20 protein-coding genes and 1 pseudogene are annotated in these 20894 nt (G+C 36.2%); 13 read left to right on the top strand and 8 right to left on the bottom strand.

The window, feature by feature from the left end; translation table 11 throughout:
- Window positions 1-157: 157 nt before the first annotated feature.
- The 5 genes and pseudogenes from LJC66_RS14050 to LJC66_RS14030 all read left to right on the top strand — a co-directional run bounded on the left by LJC66_RS14050 (window position 158) and on the right by LJC66_RS14030 (window position 4507).
- Window positions 158-601 carry an SMI1/KNR4 family protein gene (locus LJC66_RS14050; protein WP_050690666.1) on the top strand — a complete coding sequence of 148 codons (444 nt, stop codon included), beginning with the start codon at window positions 158-160 and terminating at the stop codon, window positions 599-601.
- Between the two features lie 87 nt (window positions 602-688).
- Window positions 689-1204, top strand: a complete 516-nt coding sequence (locus LJC66_RS14045) for a SecY-interacting protein Syd (RefSeq protein ID WP_230932828.1) — start codon at window positions 689-691, stop codon at window positions 1202-1204.
- Between the two features lie 56 nt (window positions 1205-1260).
- On the top strand, window positions 1261-1704 hold the full coding sequence (locus LJC66_RS14040) for an SMI1/KNR4 family protein (RefSeq protein ID WP_230932791.1): 444 nt from the start codon (window positions 1261-1263) through the stop codon (window positions 1702-1704).
- Window positions 1705-1745: 41 nt separating this feature from the next.
- A pseudogene (locus LJC66_RS14035) lies at window positions 1746-2237 on the top strand (SMI1/KNR4 family protein).
- A 767-nt stretch (window positions 2238-3004) separates the two neighbouring features.
- A complete protein-coding gene (locus LJC66_RS14030; RefSeq protein WP_013083523.1) occupies window positions 3005-4507 on the top strand; it encodes a malate:quinone oxidoreductase in 1503 nt (500 codons plus the stop codon).
- Window positions 4508-4621: 114 nt separating this feature from the next.
- Here LJC66_RS14030 and LJC66_RS14025 read toward each other — a convergent pair whose 3' ends face one another.
- Window positions 4622-5188: a DUF6434 domain-containing protein gene (locus tag LJC66_RS14025; RefSeq protein WP_230932790.1), complete on the bottom strand. Its 567-nt coding sequence runs from the start codon at window positions 5186-5188 to the stop codon at window positions 4622-4624.
- A gap of 54 nt (window positions 5189-5242) precedes the next feature.
- Window positions 5243-5731, bottom strand: coding sequence for a DinB family protein (locus LJC66_RS14020; protein WP_230932789.1), 489 nt, complete (start codon window positions 5729-5731; stop codon window positions 5243-5245).
- 149 nt (window positions 5732-5880) lie between these two features.
- Here LJC66_RS14020 and LJC66_RS14015 point away from each other — a divergent pair, with 149 nt between their 5' ends.
- The 5 genes from LJC66_RS14015 (at window position 5881) to LJC66_RS13995 (ending at window position 11130) form a co-directional block, all read left to right on the top strand.
- Window positions 5881-6810: an ADP-ribosylglycohydrolase family protein gene (locus tag LJC66_RS14015; RefSeq protein WP_230932788.1), complete on the top strand. Its 930-nt coding sequence runs from the start codon at window positions 5881-5883 to the stop codon at window positions 6808-6810.
- A 51-nt stretch (window positions 6811-6861) separates the two neighbouring features.
- Complete coding sequence (locus LJC66_RS14010) at window positions 6862-7368, top strand: hypothetical protein (protein WP_216876207.1); 507 nt, start codon at window positions 6862-6864, stop codon at window positions 7366-7368.
- A 181-nt stretch (window positions 7369-7549) separates the two neighbouring features.
- Window positions 7550-8458 carry a phosphotransferase gene (locus tag LJC66_RS14005; protein WP_230932786.1) on the top strand — a complete coding sequence of 303 codons (909 nt, stop codon included), beginning with the start codon at window positions 7550-7552 and terminating at the stop codon, window positions 8456-8458.
- 79 nt (window positions 8459-8537) lie between these two features.
- Entirely contained in the window at window positions 8538-10250 is a 1713-nt protein-coding gene (locus tag LJC66_RS14000) for a TcaA NTF2-like domain-containing protein (RefSeq protein WP_230932785.1), read from the top strand.
- A 208-nt stretch (window positions 10251-10458) separates the two neighbouring features.
- On the top strand, window positions 10459-11130 hold the full coding sequence (locus LJC66_RS13995; protein WP_308280729.1) for a hypothetical protein: 672 nt from the start codon (window positions 10459-10461) through the stop codon (window positions 11128-11130).
- 154 nt (window positions 11131-11284) lie between these two features.
- Here the strand turns inward: LJC66_RS13995 and LJC66_RS13990 are convergent, their stop codons facing one another.
- Window positions 11285-12244: a patatin-like phospholipase family protein gene (locus LJC66_RS13990; protein WP_230932784.1), complete on the bottom strand. Its 960-nt coding sequence runs from the start codon at window positions 12242-12244 to the stop codon at window positions 11285-11287.
- A gap of 646 nt (window positions 12245-12890) precedes the next feature.
- On the opposite strand from LJC66_RS13990, the gene LJC66_RS13985 reads away from it, so the two are divergent.
- The 3 genes from LJC66_RS13985 (at window position 12891) to LJC66_RS13975 (ending at window position 14228) form a co-directional block, all read left to right on the top strand.
- Entirely contained in the window at window positions 12891-13313 is a 423-nt protein-coding gene (locus LJC66_RS13985) for an SMI1/KNR4 family protein (protein WP_269067599.1), read from the top strand.
- 87 nt (window positions 13314-13400) lie between these two features.
- Window positions 13401-13697 (top strand): hypothetical protein, encoded by a 297-nt coding sequence (locus LJC66_RS13980; RefSeq protein WP_230932783.1) that lies wholly within the window; start codon window positions 13401-13403, stop codon window positions 13695-13697.
- Between the two features lie 96 nt (window positions 13698-13793).
- Window positions 13794-14228 (top strand): SMI1/KNR4 family protein, encoded by a 435-nt coding sequence (locus tag LJC66_RS13975; protein ID WP_154990521.1) that lies wholly within the window; start codon window positions 13794-13796, stop codon window positions 14226-14228.
- A gap of 465 nt (window positions 14229-14693) precedes the next feature.
- Here the strand turns inward: LJC66_RS13975 and LJC66_RS13970 are convergent, their stop codons facing one another.
- Genes LJC66_RS13970 through dndB form a run of 5 tightly spaced genes read right to left on the bottom strand, consistent with a single transcriptional unit; the run spans window position 14694 to window position 20890 of the window.
- On the bottom strand, window positions 14694-15812 hold the full coding sequence (locus LJC66_RS13970) for a cysteine desulfurase family protein (protein WP_154990523.1): 1119 nt from the start codon (window positions 15810-15812) through the stop codon (window positions 14694-14696).
- A gap of 9 nt (window positions 15813-15821) precedes the next feature.
- On the bottom strand, window positions 15822-16193 hold the full coding sequence (gene dndE, locus LJC66_RS13965) for a DNA sulfur modification protein DndE (protein ID WP_033579261.1): 372 nt from the start codon (window positions 16191-16193) through the stop codon (window positions 15822-15824).
- Window positions 16190-18175: a DNA sulfur modification protein DndD gene (gene dndD, locus LJC66_RS13960; RefSeq protein WP_176343926.1), complete on the bottom strand. Its 1986-nt coding sequence runs from the start codon at window positions 18173-18175 to the stop codon at window positions 16190-16192. The genes dndE and dndD overlap by 4 nt, the downstream gene beginning before the upstream one ends.
- A 22-nt stretch (window positions 18176-18197) precedes the next feature.
- Window positions 18198-19790, bottom strand: a complete 1593-nt coding sequence (gene dndC, locus LJC66_RS13955) for a DNA phosphorothioation system sulfurtransferase DndC (RefSeq protein WP_033579259.1) — start codon at window positions 19788-19790, stop codon at window positions 18198-18200.
- Window positions 19791-19792: 2 nt separating this feature from the next.
- Window positions 19793-20890, bottom strand: coding sequence for a DNA sulfur modification protein DndB (gene dndB / locus LJC66_RS13950; RefSeq protein ID WP_033579258.1), 1098 nt, complete (start codon window positions 20888-20890; stop codon window positions 19793-19795).
- Between the last annotated feature and the right edge of the window lie 4 nt (window positions 20891-20894).

Genomic DNA, 20894 nt, shown 5'->3' with positions numbered 1-20894 from the left:
CAGGTTGCACGAAAGGAGAAGTAACATGAAAAAAGAAAAAAACATAGAGGTTACAAACGAATATAATGATTCTGTCTTTTTGACTGATGGAGTCAGTATTGATGAAATAAAAAAGAGAGAAGATACGATCAACGTAAACTTGCCAGATAGTTATCAAATGAATTTAAATGCCTTTGGTCAAGCAACGGAAGAATCAATAGGCGAATTAGAAGAACTTTTGGGGTTTTTACTTCCGGAAGATTATAAAAAATTTTTAGTTGAATATAACGGAGGAACTTCGAAAGTAAGATATAGTAAATTTTTTGTTGAAGAATTAAATCAGGAAATTCCTTTAGATGTTTTGTATGGGATAGGTGTAACAAGAACGTTTGATTTAATTAAATGCTATGAAGAGTTTGAAGAAGATATGCTGCCGTATAGTTTGGTAATAGGAGATGATCCTGGTTCGGGACTTATTGTACTTATTACTGATACGGAAAGGCACGGTGTGTATTATTGGGACCACTCTCTTTCTTTCCCGCAATCTCGTGAAGAAGAAAATACATATAAAGTAGCCCATAGTTTTAAGGATTTTTTAGACGAATTAATTCATCCGAGATAACAGGGCGTGAAGAAACAGAACGAACATATGCTGAACGATTAGAAAAAGTCTTAAGTGAAGGTGATGTTATTGGTAATGAAAGATGCTATGAGCAACTATTTTAAGGTAAGAAGAGAATATTTTGAAAAAGGTTTGGATTTCCTATTTAAAACATCCTACAACGAAAATGTTCAATCAACGATTTATCAAGGGGAAGTGGATGAAGACGGAGAAATTTTATGGAACCCTGTTCAAAAAGATAATCATAGCGATATAAAATCACTTGAAGAAAGGTTTCATATTAAATTTCATTCTTCAATTGACTGCTATTTTAATTCCTACTGGTTTGCGGAGTTAGATGGTTTTCTGGATAGCCATTACATCACGTTAGAAGCTGTATTACCAAATATTGAATTGGATACGTTTGAAAGGAACTTAAAGGGATATAAAAGAAATCGCGATAAGCTTGATAAGGTTCCTATAGGTATAGAAGGCAATGATTTGGTAGTTGTGATTGATAACCTCAGCGGCAGAGTAGAATTAGAAGATTTTGAACGAGATTGTTTTAAAGAAATTGCAAACTCCTTAGAAGATTTAATTTCTAGCCTGCGTTTACAAAGATAACAAGAGTATGTACAAAAAAGAATTAAATCATCATCTACAGAAAGGGAAGGAATGGAATGAAGATCGAATTATTAAAAGCAGTGGACCAAGAGTTGGAAATGTACCCTGAAGCTTTTGGCGGTGCTGTTACTAGTGAGGAAGTGACACAAGCTGAAGCGAAGCTAAAAGTGAAACTTCCAGAGGACTTAAAAAAATTTCTTTTGAGGTATGGTTCGGGGGCAATTGGTGAAGCGATTGTTTTAGGGTTAAGAGAGGCAGAGTTTGTGTCTACACCGTCATTTGTAGATAAATCTCTACAGTTCAGAAATATGTTGCCTCAAGGATACGAGCATTTTGTTGTGATTGGAGTAGACAGTGCGGGAAATCCAGTAGGCTTTCAATATCCTAATAAAGAAATCATCATAGTTGATTTTGACTTTGGCGGAAAAAAAGTTATAGCAGGAAGCTTTGAAGAATATTTAGAAAAATCGATTCATGAAGAATTAAATATCCATTTCTGATTGAAGTTATGGAATAATCCGTATTTATAAGGAGGAATTAGATGAGAAAAGATTTAGAGTGGGAATATGCTGATTGAGAAGTATCAGAAAATGAGGTTGAAGAAAGTGGAAGGCAATTAGGATTCCACTTACCTAAAGATTATATTGATTGTGTAAAAATAAATGGAGGTGCTAGCGTATTACCAGCAGAATTTAATGTAGGCAACGTAGAGCATTGTTTTGGTAGTTTATTTAGCTTTGATAAGGAAAGCAGTGAGTACATTGTTCAAAAATATGAACTATATAAACCTATGCTTCCGAAAAAGGTTTTTCCTATTGCGAATGATTCCGCTGGAAATTTAATTTGTTTAGATTATAAAAATAATATAGACAACCCGATTGTGGTATTTTGGGAACATGAAAATGCTGCTGAAAAAGAAGTGTTAATGCAAGAGAAAGGTTTAACTGAAGAACAAGTGGAAGAACGTGCAAGGAGCAATGTATTTTACATCGCAGATACGTTTACGGATTTTTTAAGTAAATTACATGATTGAAAAGCTTTTTGTAAGTGCACGTTGATTTGCTAAAGTCTCTAAGGGGTATTTTTGTGGAAATGCTTCATCAAAAAAATGCTCGAGCGTATAACAATATGTCACTCTTCAAAATTTGGAGGGTTTTCTTTTAAATATTCAAATATAGTCTATGTAAAAGTCAACATACATGTTAGGTTTTATAACATAAATTTCTGAATAATCATTTACTTATTCACTTATTTCATGGTATGTTATATGACATAGATATTGTAACTTGCAATATCTGTTGAGAATTAGCTGTTGTAATATATACTTATTTTTCTAAAAATGCACCTGGACGAGCCGGTGCTCTATACATATATATATACATCTACGTATAACTAGTCAAAAAGAATACAGGCATTTCTATTTATAGTGATGTTTGTTCATTCGAGTGAGTATAGTTATAGTAGGTGAAATTTTCAAGACAGTTATTTTGGTTTTTAAGCTGAATTTTTGGAATAGTTTGTTATTTTATTAATCAATGCTTTGCCACTTAGAAGTAGGTATAAAAGTTTACTAATAAAAGAAAATGCAGACGGAATTTAATAAGTTTTTTGGAATTTGTGGGCGATTTTCTCACTTTTTTATCATTTTTGAATAGTTTATAATCATCAGACAATTATACTGTGATATAGTTATAAGTGAGACAGAAAAAGGTGTGTTCTTAGGTCGCACCTGAATTTTTTTACTACGTAAGCAGGAGCGCCTACATCTTTTTACAAATATAGGGGATGAGGAAGGTTATAATGAGCAACGTACAGAAAAAAACAGACGTTATCTTAATTGGTGCCGGAGTCATGAGCGCAACTTTGGGATCATTACTCAAAGAGTTAGCACCTGAATGGGACATTAAAGTGTTTGAAAAACTCGCAGACGCAGGGGAAGAAAGCTCGAACGAATGGAATAATGCAGGGACGGGCCATTCTGCGCTGTGCGAACTAAACTATACATCAGAAAAAGCTGATGGATCTATAGATATAACGAAAGCGATCCGAATTAACGAGCAGTTTCAGCTGTCAAGACAGTTTTGGTCTTATCTTGTAAGCAGCAAGTTGATTCGCAATCCGCAAGATTTTATCATGCCAATTCCGCATATGAGTTTGGTACAAGGGGAAAAAAATGTATCGTTTCTGAAAAAGCGTTTTGAAGCGCTGTCAAACAATCCGTTGTTTCAAGGAATGGAGTATTCCGACAGTCCTGACAAACTAAAAGAATGGATTCCGTTAATCATGAAGGGGCGCACGTCAAATGAACCGATTGCCGCAACTAAAATTGATTCGGGAACAGACGTAAACTTTGGTGCTTTAACACGCATGTTGTTTGACCACCTGAAAAATAAAGGGGTTCACGTTCATTACAAACGAAGTGTAAAAGATATTAAACGTAAAAGTGACGGTATGTGGGAAGTAAAAGTCGCAGATGTAGACAGCGGCAAAGTTGAGTACCACACGGCAAAGTTCATCTTTATCGGTGGCGGAGGCGGAAGCTTGCCTTTACTTCAAAAAACAGGTATTCCTGAATCCAAGCATATTGGAGGATTCCCGGTAAGCGGATTATTTATGGTATGCAATAACCCTGAAGTCATTGCGCAGCATCACGGAAAAGTATACGGAAAAGCCAAAGTCGGAGCTCCGCCAATGTCAGTTCCGCACCTTGATACACGCTATATTGATAACAAAAAGACGCTGTTGTTTGGTCCATTTGCCGGCTTTTCACCGAAATTCTTAAAAACAGGTTCGAACTTGGACTTAATCAGTTCTGTAAAGCCGAATAATATTTTAACCATGCTAGCAGCAGGCGTCAAAGAAATGGCGTTAACAAAATATTTAATTCAGCAAGTGCTGTTATCAAATGAAAAACGTGTCGAAGAACTGCGTGAGTTTATCCCGAACGCGAAAAGCGAAGACTGGGATATCGTCGTAGCGGGTCAACGTGTGCAGGTAATCAAAGACACGGAAGCCGGTGGGAAAGGAACGCTTCAGTTTGGTACAGAAGTTGTAAGTGCCGCTGATGGTTCGGTTGCTGCACTTCTTGGTGCTTCTCCTGGTGCGTCAACGGCGGTTCACGTTATGCTTGAAGTATTGGAAAAATGCTTCCCAGAAAACATGAACAAGTGGGAGCCAAAAATAAAAGAAATGATTCCTTCCTACGGCATGTCGTTAGTTGATCATCCAGACTTCTTTAACGAAATTCATGCGTCTACTTCACAGACGCTTGGTTTAATTAAAAAAGAGTCTGTTTATAGCTAAAGATTTTACGTCGCAACAAACAGCACATGTGTATGTGAAGAAATCTACAGGCGTGCACAAACACCACCTTTTCTTGAGGTGGTGTTTTAATGGTCTTTATATGTAGAGTTTGAGTTAAGAGCGGTATTGATTGCTTCCAGTCTGAAGTTTTAAATGCTTCCACGCTGCAATTGCATCATCGCGGCTTTTTCCTTTGTTTTTCGGATCGTTAAAAAAATCGCGAATAAAGCGGTTGTACTCAAACTGAGGCGCAATTTCTTTTTGATAAGAAGGCTGCTTTTTTCGTTTTTCTTCTTCATGCCACGCTTTTACCACATCTCGATAGGTTTTCCCTACATTTTCTTTAAAGTAGTTTTGAATATACGTGGAAAAATGAAACGTAGGATGAATGGCTTTTTTAAAAAAAGCCCGTACTTCTTGACTGCAGCGATGATTTTCTCCAATGACGGTATCTAATGTTAGCGGAGCTTTCGTTTTAGAGGACGAGCGTTTTTTAGAAGGTGCTCCTGAGTGTTGAGTGTCACCGGTTGTTAAAAACACTTCAATTCTTTTTGAAAGTTCCATTTTAGATCCAGACGGGCTCATATTGTTTTCACGGCAAAATTGCTGCAGCTCGGTTTTGAGCCAGTAAAAGTCCGTAAAGTCATTGATAGATAAATTTTTTGTAAGTTCGGGTCTCATTGTTTTCACCTCCATATATTTACAAAATAATTATAGAACGTTTGTTCTTGTTGGTCAATTGTTTTTAGAGAAGTACGAAGCAATGTCTTTTATGTTTCTTCCTACATAGTGAGAAGAAATAGGCTGTTTATTCATCTCTCTTGCCCAAATAGAAAGCTGGCCGATGTGATGGATTTCATGAATGATGATGTGATGCAAAATGTCAGCTTCCGTGTAAAAAGTAGAATCCCAAGGGACTGTTATGTACCTTTTGTTAGAAAAATTCAAATGACTTAGAAAGTCGGCAATTTCGGGTCTATGTGCAGAAGAAAGCGCTTGAAGCTTTTCAAGCGTATCGTATTCTTCAAAAGAAAGAACGATATCTGGTTTACCTTGGATGGCGCGTATCCAGCTGTCTTCCACATCAATAATATGAAACAGAGTTTGTAAAATGCTGCCCGTTCCTCCAGTCCGCTTCTTCAACAGTTCTTCTCTAGAAAGTTGATAACACCAGCTAAACCATTCATCTCTCACTTGCCAATTATATTCAAAAAAATGAATCATCTACCACACCTCACATGTTTTTTTACCTCTTACTAAATTAGATTAAGGCTTGTAAATTCCTTTGTAAAAAGAAGAAAAAACGTCTAGGCAAGAGATCTCTTGCAAATTCCAAAATCAAACAATTACAATAATAGAAAGGAGTTGATTGCATGAAGCTACATAAAAAAGTACTTTCTACGATTCTAGGAGGAGCTGTCGGAGACGCTTTAGGCGTTCCAGTTGAGTTTAAAAAACGCGATACATTTCGGATCACAACTATGACAGGCTACGGTACATACAACCAGCCTAAAGGAACGTGGTCAGATGATACATCTCTGACGATGTGCTTGATTGATAATTTACTAGACAAACAAGATGAATATGATTTGATGCAAAAGTTTGCGAACTATTGGTCGGATGGCTACTGGACGCCGTACGGAGAAATGTTTGATATTGGCATCGCAACAAGCGAAGCGATTCGCCGCTATAAAAGCGGGCTTCCTAAAGAAGAGTGGGGAGGAAGCGCTGAATACGACAACGGAAACGGAGCGCTTATGCGTATTGCTCCGCTTGCGTTTACACTACGTGATGAACCTAGCTTTACAAAAAGAAAAGAAGAAATAGAAAGAATTGCGCACGTCACGCACCGCCATGTGCGCTCTACGCTTGGCTGCATTATATACGTGGAGCTGCTTATTCGCCTTCTTGACGGCGATCAGCCTTTTAAAGCATATGAAAACGCGGTAAATCTCTGTCAAAAGCAGTTAACAGGTACGGAGTATGAAGCAGAGTTCACTGCGTATGAACGAGTGTTAAACCTAAGCTTGCCGCACGCAGCGATAAATGCAATTGGGTCAACTGGATACGTTGTCAGCTCGTTAGAAGCGTCAGTTTGGTCTTTTCTGAAAAGTGATGACTACGAAGAAGCTGTACTGACCGCTGTGAATTTAGGAGAAGACACAGATACAATAGGCTTTATTACAGGTACTATGGCAGGAGTATATTATGAGCTGGATGGCATTCCTGAAGAGTGGATTTGTCAGCTTGCTAAAAAAGAAGAGTTAGAGAAAGCGTGTAAGAAGTTTGCGGATATATGTTAATGGATCATAAAAATTACTCAAAAGTTCGGAGGAGATAAAGTGAAATTTTCTATGGATTTTGGCGATACCAATTTTATCGGAGTGGCAAACGCAAAAGAGTACCAATCATTTGTCGATGAGGATTGGGAGCTAGACCAGCTTCTGAATCACTTCGGCAGTGAAATGAAAAAGAGAAATATTCTAGTATGTCAAATGACAGAAGAAGGAATTGAACACTCTTGGAACGTAGAAGTGAAGATTGGAACAGAGTCGGATATAGATACATACTTTAGGAAAGCAACAGGTTATATAAATGTAACCAATCATCAGCTTTATCTCGTAGATTATGACTGCCTTACGATGGCCGCCCAGTTTGAAGATCAGTTAGTGCCTGATGCGAACTGTTCTAAGTATAGAATTGATATTAAAAACGGTATGTACAAGCTCGAGCTTATTCAATTTTATAATGTTGATCAAGATGAGTATACAGGAAATGACCAAACGGATCTTTTATTGAACTTTATTAAGATGGAGCATGTTGAAGAAACGGTCGATGAGGTATTTTGGTGTACGTATTAAGTAGTAAACGTACCGTAGGCTACTAACTTAGAGGCGTAGTGTGCCGTTCTAAGGCATCCTATCTTATTTATATATTCAGTGAAACCCTCTGGCTTTGCGTCAGAGGGTTTTTATGGTCAAAATCATTTATAATATACTTTTACATAACATACAAACTTCACGTTAAAGAAAGGTGATCACAGTGCCAAATGCATGGGATGCAGAACAAATCGTATCAGCACCGCTTGCCAAAACGCTAATCGAGACGCAGTTTCCAGAGCTTGCGCCCGCTTCAATTTCACTGCTTGGCTACGGCTTTGATAATACGGTTTATCAAGTAAACGACCGCTTTGTGTTTCGGTTTCCAAGAAGAGAACTCGCAGTAGGACTATTAAAAACAGAAAATCAGCTTTTACCAAGCCTTGCTTCTCAGCTGCCGCTATCCATTGCAGAGCCCATTTTTTTCGGTAAGCCGAATGCAGGCTATCCTTGGCCGTTTACGGGCTATCACTACGTGCAAGGAACTCCGCCTGCACGATTAACAGAAGAAGAGCGCATACAATCCGCTTCTGTACTAGCAAGGTTTCTTCGCACGCTGCATCACTATCCGTATTCAAAAGCGCAAGAGCTCGGTGTGCCGTTTGATGAGCTGAATCGACTTGATATGATGAAGCGAAAGCCGGCGCTAGAGAAATATGTCAAGCAAATGAAAGAGCGTAGTCTTTATTCGAAACAAGCTATTCTTGAAAACTATGTAAATGACATACAAGAAATTCACTATCAAGAAAAAAACGTACTGGTTCACGGAGATCTTCATATTAAAAACATGATTGTTGATCAAACCAATATGGTTTCAGGCATCATTGACTGGGGAGATGTTCATATTGGTCACCCGGCAGTTGACCTAGCGATTGCCTACAGCTTTTTACCTCCTAAAGGAAGAGCATGTTTTTTTGAAGAATATGGAAAAGTAGACGAAGAAACGCACAGACTGGCAAAATGGAAAGCCGTATTTACAACCGTAGTACTTGTGGCGCACAGCTACGACCAAGGAGACAAACAAACGTTAGAAGCGGCTCTAGAAAGCTTAAACCTCATTTTTCAAGAGTAATAAAACTGTAATAGAATTTCTGTTCAATTCCTGTATAGTTAAGAAAGGATAAAAATAAAAACAACAGGTGAAGCAAACGATGAATACAAGCCACTGGAATAAATCAGCAGCGCAGCTGCTAGAAGCATGGATACAGCTATATAAGGAAAAGGAATTTCTTATTGGAGAAACGGAATCTTTAAACATGCTAAAAGAAGAAGTAGACGGGATGGACAAAGAAAAATTTCTCTCCATAGTAGAACGTCATCTGCAAAAAGTGTATGACGAACTGGAAAAAGAACGGACAGAGTACAACATGAACAACAGTGAATATACAATGGTGACGTTTCTTTCAAGCGACTATCCGGAGTACATAAAAAAGCGTCAAAGCAATATGAGACAGATTGAACAGTTAACAAGCATACATAGGAATGTGACAGAGCTTTTTGGAAAAGAACTTTTTTCTGAAGCGGATATGGTAGCGTTTAGAAACGACTTTTTTCAACTAACAGAAAGACACGCTAACACGTCATCGTTAAAAGAAATGAAGGAAAACTGGAATACGTATTTGTCAGCGTTCGTTGACTTTCAAAAAAAGCATGAACATGTAAAACAAGCGATAGCCACAGTACTCGAAGAAGACAAGAGCTTGAAGCAAGAATGGCATCAGCTAAGCAAAAATAAAGTAGTGACCAAACAAAAAGCGACCGCCTTTCGCACAAAGCAGCATGAGCTAAATGAAAGTATTCGAAAAGCCACGACTGCACAAAAACAGTTACTCGAACTGCACTGGCCTGATGCTCGCAGCCAGTTTGATGCCTTGCAAGAAAAAATGAGTAAGAGTCTTTCTACTGTGCTGAAAGAAACGCAACGCAGTATGGAAGTCATTAGCCAAAACGATGCAAATGAACATGCCAAGTTAAAGCAATCACTTAACGACCTAAATGCAGTCCACAAAGTCGACGTTCATCAAACGTGGTTAGCGGCTTTTATTAAAAAATCACGACCATTTTTTAACGAACTGAGTGAAGATATAAAGGATACTCGGTGTCGAGAACTGTGGAATCGAATTTACGGCATGTATAAAGGAATAGCAGTAAACGAATTTATTGTTACCTACGAAGAATTTTTAGCACTTCAGCCGCTTGGGAGTGTAAAAAGCATGAAAATACCAAAGCCGTTAGCTCGGTTAAAGGTAGATATAGACCCTGTTACGCTGCCATCCTACGCAGACTTTCCCGTGCTCAAAAAGCAGCAATCATCACGGCGCACTTTCCCTATTTTAATAGGAGGAGCTATCGTTCTTGTCTTGTTACTGACGATTGTATATATGAATCGTGACAATCAAACGGCAGAAACAAGCTCAGATATAAAAGAAACGACCAGCACGACGTCGTTAAAAAATGAACAGACTAAACCAGCTGCCGTAAGTAAAACGGATCTTGAAAACTTTTTTATCTCCTATAAAGCCGCTTACTTTTCAAGTTTAAACAGCGGAGACTTTAGTGGGATGGCGCCTTATATTGACTCGGGTCAGCCAGTTTATAAACAGCTAAAAAGCTATATCACATCACTTGCCGGAAAAAACGTATCGTTTGCTAACGATCAGTTTCTCGTGACAAAAACAGAATCACATGACGACGGAACCTATGACATTTATACAAACGAAGTATACACGTTCACCGACTCATATGACGCAAGCACGCAGTTTAAAAAAGAACGAATTTATCATGTGAAAGCTGCTGGTAAAGACAAACTTCAAATTACTAAAATTGATACATTAACAGATGAGCAGAAGCCGGTGGAAGAGTGAACGGTTTCTGAGAGATTATGAACAACCGCTAGTTCCTTTTGGGGAGCTAGCGGTTGTTTTGGTTGGAGTCGGTTTTTCCTTTTTTTGTAGAGTGGTAGGAACTATTTATGAGTCTTTCATTGATTGTGTTCATGCTTCTTCCAGTAGAAGTATGGTAGTATCGAACATGTATAAAATATAGGTCGGAACATAAGTAAAAGGAGGTGCTATGATGAAAAAACGCACCAAAACAGTTAGTGCAGTCATTGCTGGAGCTACTATTTTAATAGGAGGTATATGGATGATAAATGAAACCCGTTATCCAAATGTCCCCGCTTTTAATGATCACTTTACACGAGAATTCTTAGATAAAGGCAAAAAAGCAGATAACGAGTTTTACGAGTTTAAGTCAAAGACAGGGCAGTATACAATGTGGTTTCCAGAGGAGTATCAGTTAATTCATGAAAATAAAGAAGACTATGCTATCAACGGTCAGTTTTATGAGCGATGGGTGGCTTCTTCGGGAAATTTCTTTAATAATAAAAATGAAGTTTCATACATGAACGTAGAACTGGCAGAGAAGGTAAAAGAAAATGAGGAGGTAAATGTAGAGAGTCTGTTCAAAAAGAACCTACATGTGAATCAACCAAAAAAGATAGAAACAGCGCATATCAGTATATATTACGATTCAGCATATACATATTTTAAAGGAACTGAAGAAAAAGTTGTAAAGAACAATATTAAGTATGTTCCAAATACATACGTAGCATATATAGCAGATAAAAATACGGATAAAGTAATCGAGCTTTATTACAAATATACTGGAGATCATTTAACAGAGAAACAAGGGGAAAAACAAGATAAGTTGATTGTGAAAATGCTGAAAAGTGTAAAGTTTTAATAGGTGAAACGAGAAAGAATGAAAAATCATGATTACATGATTATAATAACGAACGAATTAGCATGGCTGGCTAAAATATAAGGGGTTATCTAAAAAAGGAATTTGTGTTGATAAAACAACAAATTCCCTATTTCAATACTCTTCTCAAAAAACATTAGCACTTCCAGTTTTTTTCAATGAAATGAAAGGCAGGCCGTAAATTCGTTTTATTAGCAATCAAAATAAGAGCGGGAACAACCGAAGGGTCCGTTTTAGAGAAATTAGGAATCCGCGGATTCAACCGGAAAAACTGATCGCCTAAAAGCTCAGAGCTGACCATTGACTCGTAGTAGCTTGATCCACCAGAGATAATCTGAAGAAACGGCAGCAACGGTTCATTAGGCGATCGGTCTAAAAGCACTCCCCAATTCGGAGGCAGGTCCTCCATATCCTCAGGGCGTATGTTATCGGCACTAACCATTCCCCATCCCTTTGTATCTCTTCTTAATTGAGTTGGCTGTTCACCTGTTCCAATGGATAATACGGCAATTTGATCTAACGGCTGCTTTGCTTTTCCGACTGCAAACGCGATACTAGCTGTACTGGTATTAGTTGCTACTGTATAACCATCTACGTAGTTTTGATAAGCTCTTTGCGTTGCGGGAGCACCGCTGCTCCTAAGTATTACGTCACTCGCTTTTTCATTAAGATAAGGGGAACCAGGAAAGTTGTGGAATAACACTGGATTCCAACGATTCAGCTCCGGTGAAAATAAGTGGAACGCAGGTACAACAATTCGTTTCTTTAAGTCTCTAAGGCGAAGGTCTCGGGGGAAAAACGTTCGTATGGCTTTAATAAAACCAGAATAGGGTAGTTGTTGGTTAAAAACAGGTCCGCCCGGTCGGGAAATGCTGAATGCCGGTAAGATTTGATCTTTAAAAAAATCAAACGTCTCTTCTGGTGTTCTTCCGCTTGCTAATGCAAGAGCAGTAAATGAACCAATCGAATTTCCTGAAAAAACATTGGTTTCACTAATTAACTTGGGGTTTTGATGAGCTAATCTATTCAAAAGCTGTAAACTTAAAGCACCTAAAGTACCGCCTCCATCAAAGGTCATAATCCGATATTTTGTCAAAGGTGATTTCTCCTTTCGAATTCCATGAGAGGTATCATTCTGTATATGTTTATTTAATGTGCTGTAGAGGTATGAGTATCTCTTTTACTGATTATTTGGGAGTCAGATTATGCAGGTGATAATGGTAAGAGTTAGACAATAGATCCCTATGAAGTCTAAATAAATAGGAGGTTTTATAAATGGGCGAAGAGCTTTATTGAGGAAATCTTGAACTAAAGCTATTTGTTGAAGAAATAAATATGTTGAAGGTAGCCATAAGTTAAATCCAGGAGTAAATAAAGAGGCCTTAAAAGAGCTTGAACTGAAGTTTAATATTCAATTCCTTCAATATTATAAACATCATTTTTATCCACAAAATGGAAGTGTTCTTCCTTGGGGATATACGGAGAATGGTGACGAATTATATTGGCTAACTGAAGGGAGCCCCGCCGAATGGAAAGTGGTGGTGTATGAATCTAGATTGCCTGAAAATTATATTTACTCACTGTCCATGACTGATTTTTTTATGTGAAATAATTACAAAAAAGTTAGTTTGTGATGCATTTCTAGATGATTTTCCGAGTGATGTGGCTACATTTATTTCGGTAAATGTTGATTAGTTAATTAATTAGTAGAAAATTAGACTTAGGAGGAATGTTAGATCAAGATGCTGCCAAATAAATTGAACCAAGTTCTTGAAGAAAAAATATATATACGTGAAGATAAAACTTCAGTAAAGGATGCTTTAGCACGGCTAGAAGTAAAGGGATCCCAAACCTTCACAGAATTTTACAAACGGTATGCCGGACCATTCTGGGAAGAATACATACCTTTTGAATTACTTGATTTAGTAGATGAAGAAAATAACATTGAAGCATATACGCTTATTTGCCAAAGAGAATACGGTTTTCCTAAACAATATCTGATTTTAAGTGAAACATCAGCTAATGCCGTACTAGTGCTTGATGCTTTAACCGATAGCGTGTACATAGTAAATTTTGAAGGAGGAGACGAGCTGCTGTTAAAAGGGGAATTAGAGGCAACGTGGCCTACCTTTTCTGATTTTCTGAAATCCTATTTTAATTGTTAGGTATGGATTTTAGCGGTTATATTCCGTGTGAATGGGACGGAGAATATCGAGTTGGAAATATAGTTGTATGTAAGGTAGGGGAAGCTTTTGAAACATGTAATGAAACAATATTTTAAGAAACTAACGAGAAAATGGGAAGAGTTCAATGGAACGTTACCTTTGATTTCTTGGAATGAAGAAGCAGATAGACGTATTTATGTAGGTTCTCAAGATGAAGAAGCCTATATAGCTTGGAAACCTTTGAATTGTGTAATTAGTAGAGCGGTTAATGGTACTAAAAATAACTTCTTTGAAAGCATATTTAAATTACATAGATCCGGGTATTTGTCTTATGGATGGTGTGGAGATTATCCAGATGGTGGAATTATTGCATATAGAGGGTGAATTCAATAGCATCATGGAAGAATTAGAGGATGTTAGTAATGCTTTTGCTTTGTCTGATGAGGATTAAATTAAGTGAAATGTAAAGGAGAGGAAATGATGAAGTACGACTTTGTGGCGGATCAAGAAGATAATCAATTTTATCCCGTACGTGAAACTGATGTTGAAGAGGCAGAAAGAACGTTAGGTCTAAAGTTTCCTTTTGAGTTAAGGAAGTTTCTGTTAGAGGTGGGGTACGGCTTCCTTCGGGGGTCTGAATATAATATAAACCGCATCATGGGCCCTTCTTCAATCAGAGACGCTAGATTAAAAGTAAACGATTTTGAATTTTACCCTGATATCGAACTTTACAAAGATTTAGAAGAGGGTAAATTACTATTTTTTGAAGTCAATGAAAGTGCGCTGCTGCTGATAGAAATAAGTGAAGAGCAGAACAATGCGATTTATTATGATGACATAAAGATTGCCGATTCTTTAGAAGAGTTTTTGAAGAAAGTGATGGAGGATGACGGGTATTATTTTGATTTAGAGTGATAGGGTGTTTATAGGTATTTGAAGCAGTTTTTATGCTGGGAAATTAAAGAATCTAACAAATGAAAACAACTGGACAATCCTGAGCTGATGCTTTTCATTGAGATAAATGTTACTAAAAAGGTGTATTTTTAGAACGGAGATATATTCTAACGCTATAAATTGTGTAATATTCAATAGCAATAAATATTTACTTGAGATCCAGAAAAATTATACTGTGAAACTTCGGGATGTAAATATAGAGAAGTTACTTTAAAGGAAGAATTCAAGCTGATGAATGATGTGGGAGGAATCATAAAACGCTTAGAAGTTATTTTTTATGAATAATATGCGAATCTAACTAGACTGAATGTTAATGAAAATTTATATAGTATTATATAATACTGGGAAAGAGAAAGTGATTAGGTTACCAGATAACTATAAATTATTGTATACTATAAACATAAAAGAACTGTAAGGCTTAACCTCTTACAGTTCTTTAAATATCTCTAAATCTTTTTTATCAATAAAGCTAGACAACGAAAACCTAACGGTTGATCTAACCTGATCAATCGAAAGTCCGATAGCAGCAAGTACGTGAGAAGGCTTGCTAGAACTACACGCTGAACCTGTAGACACAGCCATTACTGGAGCTAAATTTTTCACTAAAAGTTCGTTATTTGCTCCTTTAAATTGAACGCTCAAAACTCCTGGTATCTTATGATTAGTATCATGATTGAAAACAATTTGATCGTTAAATTTATCTTTTAAAATTAACGAAACATAAGATTCCATGTCTTCTAACTTCTTAATGTTTTTCTTTAAATTCTTTTCTGCAATTTCTGCTGCTTTTCCTAAGCCAACGATATTGTGAACAGCTAACGTACCGCTTCGGATTCCTTGTTCTTGCCCGCCTCCATGGAGAAGAGGGGTAATTTTTGTTAAAATATCATATTGATCTCTACGGATAAAAGTAGCACCGATACCTTTAGGTCCATGGAATTTATGACCTGAGCATGATAGAAAAGTAATTCCAGGATAAGCCGATAAATTCATTTCAATTTTACCAACTATTTGAGTTGCATCCGTGTGTAAGAAGATGTTTCTTTTACGACATAATTCGGAAATCGATTCCATGTCATTTAAAGAACCTAGTTCGTTATTTCCCCAAATTAGCGATACTAAAATTGTGTCATCTCGCAATTGCTGTTCAAAGTCTGCTAAGTCAATTCTCCCGTACTGATCTACATCAAGGTAAGTAACTTCAAAGCCTTTTTCTTCTAAGTACTTGCATGTTTCTAATATAGAGGGATGTTCTACTTTACTAGTGATGATATGTTTACCGTGGTTAGAATAATAATCTGCCACGCCTTTAATAACCATATTATTACTTTCAGTTGAGCCGCTAGTAAATATAATTTCAGAGTCGTGAGCGCCAATTAAAGAGGCAAGAGAGTGTCTTGCTTCTTTAACCGCATTTTTAGCATTCTCAGCGACAGAATAATACTTACTTGACGGATTACCGAATTCCTCCATTAAGTAGGGGAGCATAGCTTCTTTAACTTCAGGATGAATCTGTGTAGTTGCACTATTGTCTAAATAAAGCATCAGTATCACCTATCCTTCCATTTTTAATAAGTTTTGGAGAAGCTTTTCGTAGTTTCTAGCATGTTTGTATTCGTTATCCAGCAAAACAATGCCACGCTCTAAATGTGCATTAAAAAGATCGGGGAAGTATTCTTCATCCGTAACGTTTCTTTGAGCATGTTGTCTAATTAAGGCTTTGTAAATATAATCATTTTCTCCGGTCATGGCATTTCGGTTAATATCCACGCCAGATTTATTTTCTACTAAATTTGGCATCGATGGATCTCTTAAAGAAAGAGCAAGGGCGATTCGGGACAGAATATTCCATGTTAACCCTGTTGTAGCCTGAAGAGATACTAATCTATCTCCTGTTTCTTTTGAAGTTTTTAATCGGAAATTCATAGGTTCACCCCCGTTTGTCTAAAAGGGAAATATTGATTTAAAATCTGCGTTTCTTTTCTTTCTACGTTAAATTCAAGCATATATTCTTTAGTTACACTATCTTCTAAAATCTTGTAGTTATTTTCATCAATTTCAGTATCAGTTGAAAGAATAATAGCTTGTCTTCCACAGTTAGGAATGAATTCTTTTAATACTGCGGCTTTATGGGTTTTATCTAATCTTCCTAGTAAAGTATCAAAGATAAAAGGTACTTTTCTACCCGAGCATTTAAATATAGCCCAAATAATTGAAATAAGTAAAATTTCTTTTTCGCCAGCCGATAGTGTGGACTTTTCAACATAATCCTTTTGAGAATCTAGTAAGGACACATCGTATGTCTTGTGATCAATAACAATAGAAGAGATATAGTTATGTTTTCGCAAGATTCTCTTCAGCATAGTAGTTGCTTCGATTTGAACTTGCTGTAACTTTTTCTTTAACTGAATTTCTCGGAAACGTCGACTTAATGTAATAATTTTTTGTGATTCAATAAATGAACTTTTTGTTTTTTCACTGTCTTTTAACGTACCTTGGATCTTATCGATGGTAGACGTTATGACTTCTAGTTCTGATTTCCAGTCTTCTAATTGCGATTCACGAGAGTTTAGCTCATCTTCTAATTTTAAAATAGCTTGTTGAGTAGTCTCCATGCGCTGAATCATATCACTAAATTCATTGGTTGTATCATTAATTTTTAATCTTTCTCTTAGCTTTTGGAGTTCAGTTAACTTTTCTTTATTGTCTTTAATAATGTCGAGACATTCTTGGTGAGCAGTACCTGAAATAGTTAGAAACATATTTTCAATTAAGCTACTTTCAGAAAAGGAAGCTCCATGAACTGAGCTGATCTCTTTTTCAGGCTTTACTAATTTTAAAAGGTGAGCTTTTAAAGTTTCACCTGCATTATCTTCAAAAGAACCATTAAGAGAATGAAGAACATCGCTAATTTTATCATCTGTTAATTTTGTATCTAACTGTTTAAATAATTGTAATGATTCCTCATTCTGAATTTGTTGTCTAGCATCTGTGAGAAGTCCTTTTGTCAGATAAAAAGGAAGGAGATTAGCAACAAAACCTTTAATCTTTTCTAAGTTTTGCTTCCTAATGTTTTCAAGGCTGTTCATTTGCTTAACAATCTGATCTCTCTCAGATTTTACAAGGCCACCATACTTCTCAAAAGCATCTTTAAGCTGCTGATATTCATCATTAAGCGCATCCTTTTTTAGGTTGAGCTCCTTTAAATCAGAAATGGCCGAAACAATTTTCTTTCTAAGTTCTTTTTCACGAAGATTTGAATCATAGAGAGTTTGCTCAGACTCTTCCATTTTTCTAACATCTACAGATTGATTAGAATAGCTTTCCAAATCGTTTTCAAGTATTTCGAATAAATCCAGGTTAAATACTACTTTAGATAAGTTTTGAAGGTATTCAGATAATAAATCTTCGTTCACAATTCTAGCTATTTCCTCACCATCAAATAAACATAAATCTAATAGCTGAGGAGGCATGATCTCTTTTAGTTTTGACTGAAAAATTTCTTTTTCATACTCTGATAAATACTTTCCGTTTGCTGATAAATCGAGTGTTTCTTTTAAATTATTATTGGAGAATTTCCAGTGTCGACGTAATACATAATCGGTCTTTTCGAAATTATCTATTAAAGAGAAATCCAATTTAATTCTAAAATTATTTTCATTATTTTTTTTCGCATTATGGTTAAGAATGCTTTGAACTCTTTTAAAGTATTCAGCATTTTCCGTTTTAAAGCCATAACCATAAGAACCAAACAAACCCAGCTTTATTGCATTCAAGAGGGTAGTTTTACCTGCACCGTTTTCTCCACCGATTAAAATAACATTCTTTCCATTCTCCGGTCGAAGGTTAAATGAATTGGTCTCTTTATAGGCGCCGATGTTAGTTAGTTGAATTTCATTTATAATCATGTTTAAACCTCATTTTCTCCTATTACAGATGTAAATAATCTTGTTTTAATGCTTTACCTATTTCATCCATTAAACCTCTTCTAACTTTATAGCCAGAAAAGTCTTTTTCAATAGAGATCAATTGTTTAATTACTTTAATATCAACTTTAAATTGATCACATAGTAGTTCTAGGTCGGATATTTGTTCCTTATCAAATAGTGGACGGTCATCAATTTCCCAGTCTAAAGAATAACCCATAATTTCTTCAAAGATTTTTGGAACTTGATCTTCCCAATCTCCATGTTTGAACCAAATTTTCCGAATTGCTTTTAACTCTTCAATACTTATAAGTTCATAATGAGGGTCATCAGGGTGCTTTAAGTTTTTTTGAACTTCTAAAAGTTTTCTAAGAATCTCTTGTCGTGCTTCTAATGTAAAAGGCCCTAAACCAAGTTGAGCATGCTTTGTCACCATTTCACCATCTAATGTTTCTTCTTGATACGTGACTAGTATTTTGTAATCTTGAGGTGCACTTAAATCAATGTTGTTAGTAAAAAGATAATTTTTTAATTCTTCTTTTGGTACAACAGTATATTGGTCTAATGGAATGTGTTGTTTAGGTCTACCGGATTTCTTTGGAATTAGTACATGTGGTACATCATCAATATCTACAATCTTTACATCTTTAAAGTAGGTATGACCATTCATTCTATACTTCATTCTTCTAGTTCGATCATCTCTGATAGCAGATAGCCAATTTCTAAAGTCAAGTAAGGGTTTCATCCAGTCATGACCACTTTGAATAAAGCCGCTCAAAGCTTTATCTTCGTTAACGACTGTACATACCCAGCAACCAAATCTACTGTTTCCACAAGAGCCAGCACTTTCTTTAATAGATTTATCAATTACAAGAGGGCATTCGCCACTATTGGAATCTTGATACAATCTGTGAAGCTCATGGTTGTCATCTCCCCATGGAGATGGATGGTTAAGTAAATAATTCCATACATCATCAAGGGTAAAGCTCCTAATAGGAGCGTACACATATGCGTTTGATAACGTAGAGTGTCTCATGAAAGTCTTTCCTTCGACGGTATGAGAACGAATTACATTACCACGTGTAGCACTTTCATCTTCACGTACACCTAATACCATGATTACTTCTCCAAAAGAAGATACTTTGTCCATAATAAACTGATTAGCAGGATCAATTTTTAATCGATCTGTACACCATCTGAATTTTTGATTTGGTGAAGGGTAGCCTTTACCAATAATATTGACCCAGAATGACTGTTCAAAAACTGGTTTTACTTTGTGTGTTTCAACTGGTAAATCTCTACTTAAAGCTTCATCTTGAATTCTTCTAAGAGTTTGATTAATCGAATTTATAATTAAAGGTGTTTCCACTAATGTATCGGAAGAAATTACATATACTTTTTTGTGCAATTCCTCTTTAGGCATTTCACTTAGAGCCTCAAATACTAACTGAACTACAACTGTGGAATCTTTACCACCACTATATCCTACTACCCAAGGGCGGTCATCTTCCTTATAAGCTTTTTTTATGCTTTCTTTTGCTTCGTCAATAAAAGGCACTTGTTTTGATAAAAGATTACTAATGATGCCATTACTCATAATTAAACTACTCCTTGAAAAAATTTATTTTCTAATGATTGTTCAGCATCACTTAGCGGTAAACTAATCAATTGCTTAATTTTATTAGAAGTTAATTGAATGGTAGAGGAAGTCTTTTGAATACGACCATTTTGATTAAATGCACGTCCCAACCAATCGTTTGTATTACTTCTATTCCAATCTATATTTGATAGCTTTTTAACGTAACTCTCCCAGTCTTTGGGGTGATGCTTTCGTAGATATTGTCCGACTAAACCAACTGCTTCAACAAATACGCCATGTCCCACAATAAAGTTTGCTCTTAATTCACGAGGAGTCAGTTGTTTTTCAAAAACCATGTTCCATTCTACAATAGAATCACACAAAACTAACCAAAATTGCTTCAAAAACTCTTCTTCCTCATGAGTTATTTCATCACCTTTAGATTTTCCAACTAGCTTTAGGTTTGTATTAAAAATGTGATTTAAAGCCAGTATCTTGGGTGAATTCTTGGACAGTGATACTCTTTCTTTATCTGTATATCTATTTAATAAAGGCGTAGTGGTTACAACATCTTTAGTAATAAGAGACAAACGATCTCGATAATCATAAAGAATACCGATAGAAGAAGTAGTATTTACAGCATGCCTATTTAAATCAGAAAAAATTTGTTGGGATTTTTTTAACCCTTCATCGTGGAAAAAAACTACAGATATAGTTTCGTTGCCAAGTTCGGGAGATATTTTTAATGCTTCTTCAATAGCTGCTCTTCGATGCTGCCCGTCATTAATCAAAAACCTTGCATCCAATGAAATTTGCAACTGTCCTAAGTCTTTGGATGAAGGGTCCTCATTATATGGCTGAAACTTAATTTCACCATCTATAGACGCTGTGATGGAGGAAAATACATAATCTTTTTGATTTTCCACTATGTAATTTGTCATTTCTGGAATTCTAGATTTGTTTAAAATCCTTTGAGATCTGTATTCAGGTGGAATTTCTTCTTCATCAAAAAGAAAAATCTTTGGAATAATTCGTAAAGGGCACATAGCTACAAAATATTCTTTTCCTGCTTGGACACCTCTAATAGAAGGGAAATTATAAGTGAATGTCGAGTCCATAATC

This window comes from Priestia sp. TSO9, from assembly GCF_021029645.1.
Lineage (GTDB): Bacteria > Bacillota > Bacilli > Bacillales > Bacillaceae_H > Priestia > Priestia megaterium_E.
The sequence above is the reverse complement of the archived record's forward strand: the minus strand, read 5'-3'. Positions and strand labels throughout refer to the sequence as shown.

What these genes read in the sequence shown, in the direction of transcription:
- LJC66_RS13970 (WP_154990523.1), bottom strand. Translation starts at nt 15,812, where the DNA reads ATGCTTTATTTAGACAATAGTGCAACTACACAGATTCATCCTGAAGTT.
- LJC66_RS14015 (WP_230932788.1), top strand. Translation starts at nt 5,881, where the DNA reads ATGAAGCTACATAAAAAAGTACTTTCTACGATTCTAGGAGGAGCTGTC.
- dndE (WP_033579261.1), bottom strand. Translation starts at nt 16,193, where the DNA reads ATGAATTTCCGATTAAAAACTTCAAAAGAAACAGGAGATAGATTAGTA.
- LJC66_RS13985 (WP_269067599.1), top strand. Translation starts at nt 12,891, where the DNA reads ATGCTGCCAAATAAATTGAACCAAGTTCTTGAAGAAAAAATATATATA.
- LJC66_RS13975 (WP_154990521.1), top strand. Translation starts at nt 13,794, where the DNA reads ATGAAGTACGACTTTGTGGCGGATCAAGAAGATAATCAATTTTATCCC.
- dndC (WP_033579259.1), bottom strand. Translation starts at nt 19,790, where the DNA reads ATGAGTAATGGCATCATTAGTAATCTTTTATCAAAACAAGTGCCTTTT.
- dndD (WP_176343926.1), bottom strand. Translation starts at nt 18,175, where the DNA reads ATGATTATAAATGAAATTCAACTAACTAACATCGGCGCCTATAAAGAG.
- LJC66_RS14040 (WP_230932791.1), top strand. Translation starts at nt 1,261, where the DNA reads ATGAAGATCGAATTATTAAAAGCAGTGGACCAAGAGTTGGAAATGTAC.
- LJC66_RS14050 (WP_050690666.1), top strand. Translation starts at nt 158, where the DNA reads ATGAATTTAAATGCCTTTGGTCAAGCAACGGAAGAATCAATAGGCGAA.
- LJC66_RS14045 (WP_230932828.1), top strand. Translation starts at nt 689, where the DNA reads ATGAGCAACTATTTTAAGGTAAGAAGAGAATATTTTGAAAAAGGTTTG.
- LJC66_RS14000 (WP_230932785.1), top strand. Translation starts at nt 8,538, where the DNA reads ATGAATACAAGCCACTGGAATAAATCAGCAGCGCAGCTGCTAGAAGCA.
- LJC66_RS14030 (WP_013083523.1), top strand. Translation starts at nt 3,005, where the DNA reads ATGAGCAACGTACAGAAAAAAACAGACGTTATCTTAATTGGTGCCGGA.
- LJC66_RS14025 (WP_230932790.1), bottom strand. Translation starts at nt 5,188, where the DNA reads ATGAGACCCGAACTTACAAAAAATTTATCTATCAATGACTTTACGGAC.
- dndB (WP_033579258.1), bottom strand. Translation starts at nt 20,890, where the DNA reads ATGGACTCGACATTCACTTATAATTTCCCTTCTATTAGAGGTGTCCAA.
- LJC66_RS13995 (WP_308280729.1), top strand. Translation starts at nt 10,459, where the DNA reads ATGATGAAAAAACGCACCAAAACAGTTAGTGCAGTCATTGCTGGAGCT.
- LJC66_RS14020 (WP_230932789.1), bottom strand. Translation starts at nt 5,731, where the DNA reads ATGATTCATTTTTTTGAATATAATTGGCAAGTGAGAGATGAATGGTTT.
- LJC66_RS14010 (WP_216876207.1), top strand. Translation starts at nt 6,862, where the DNA reads ATGGATTTTGGCGATACCAATTTTATCGGAGTGGCAAACGCAAAAGAG.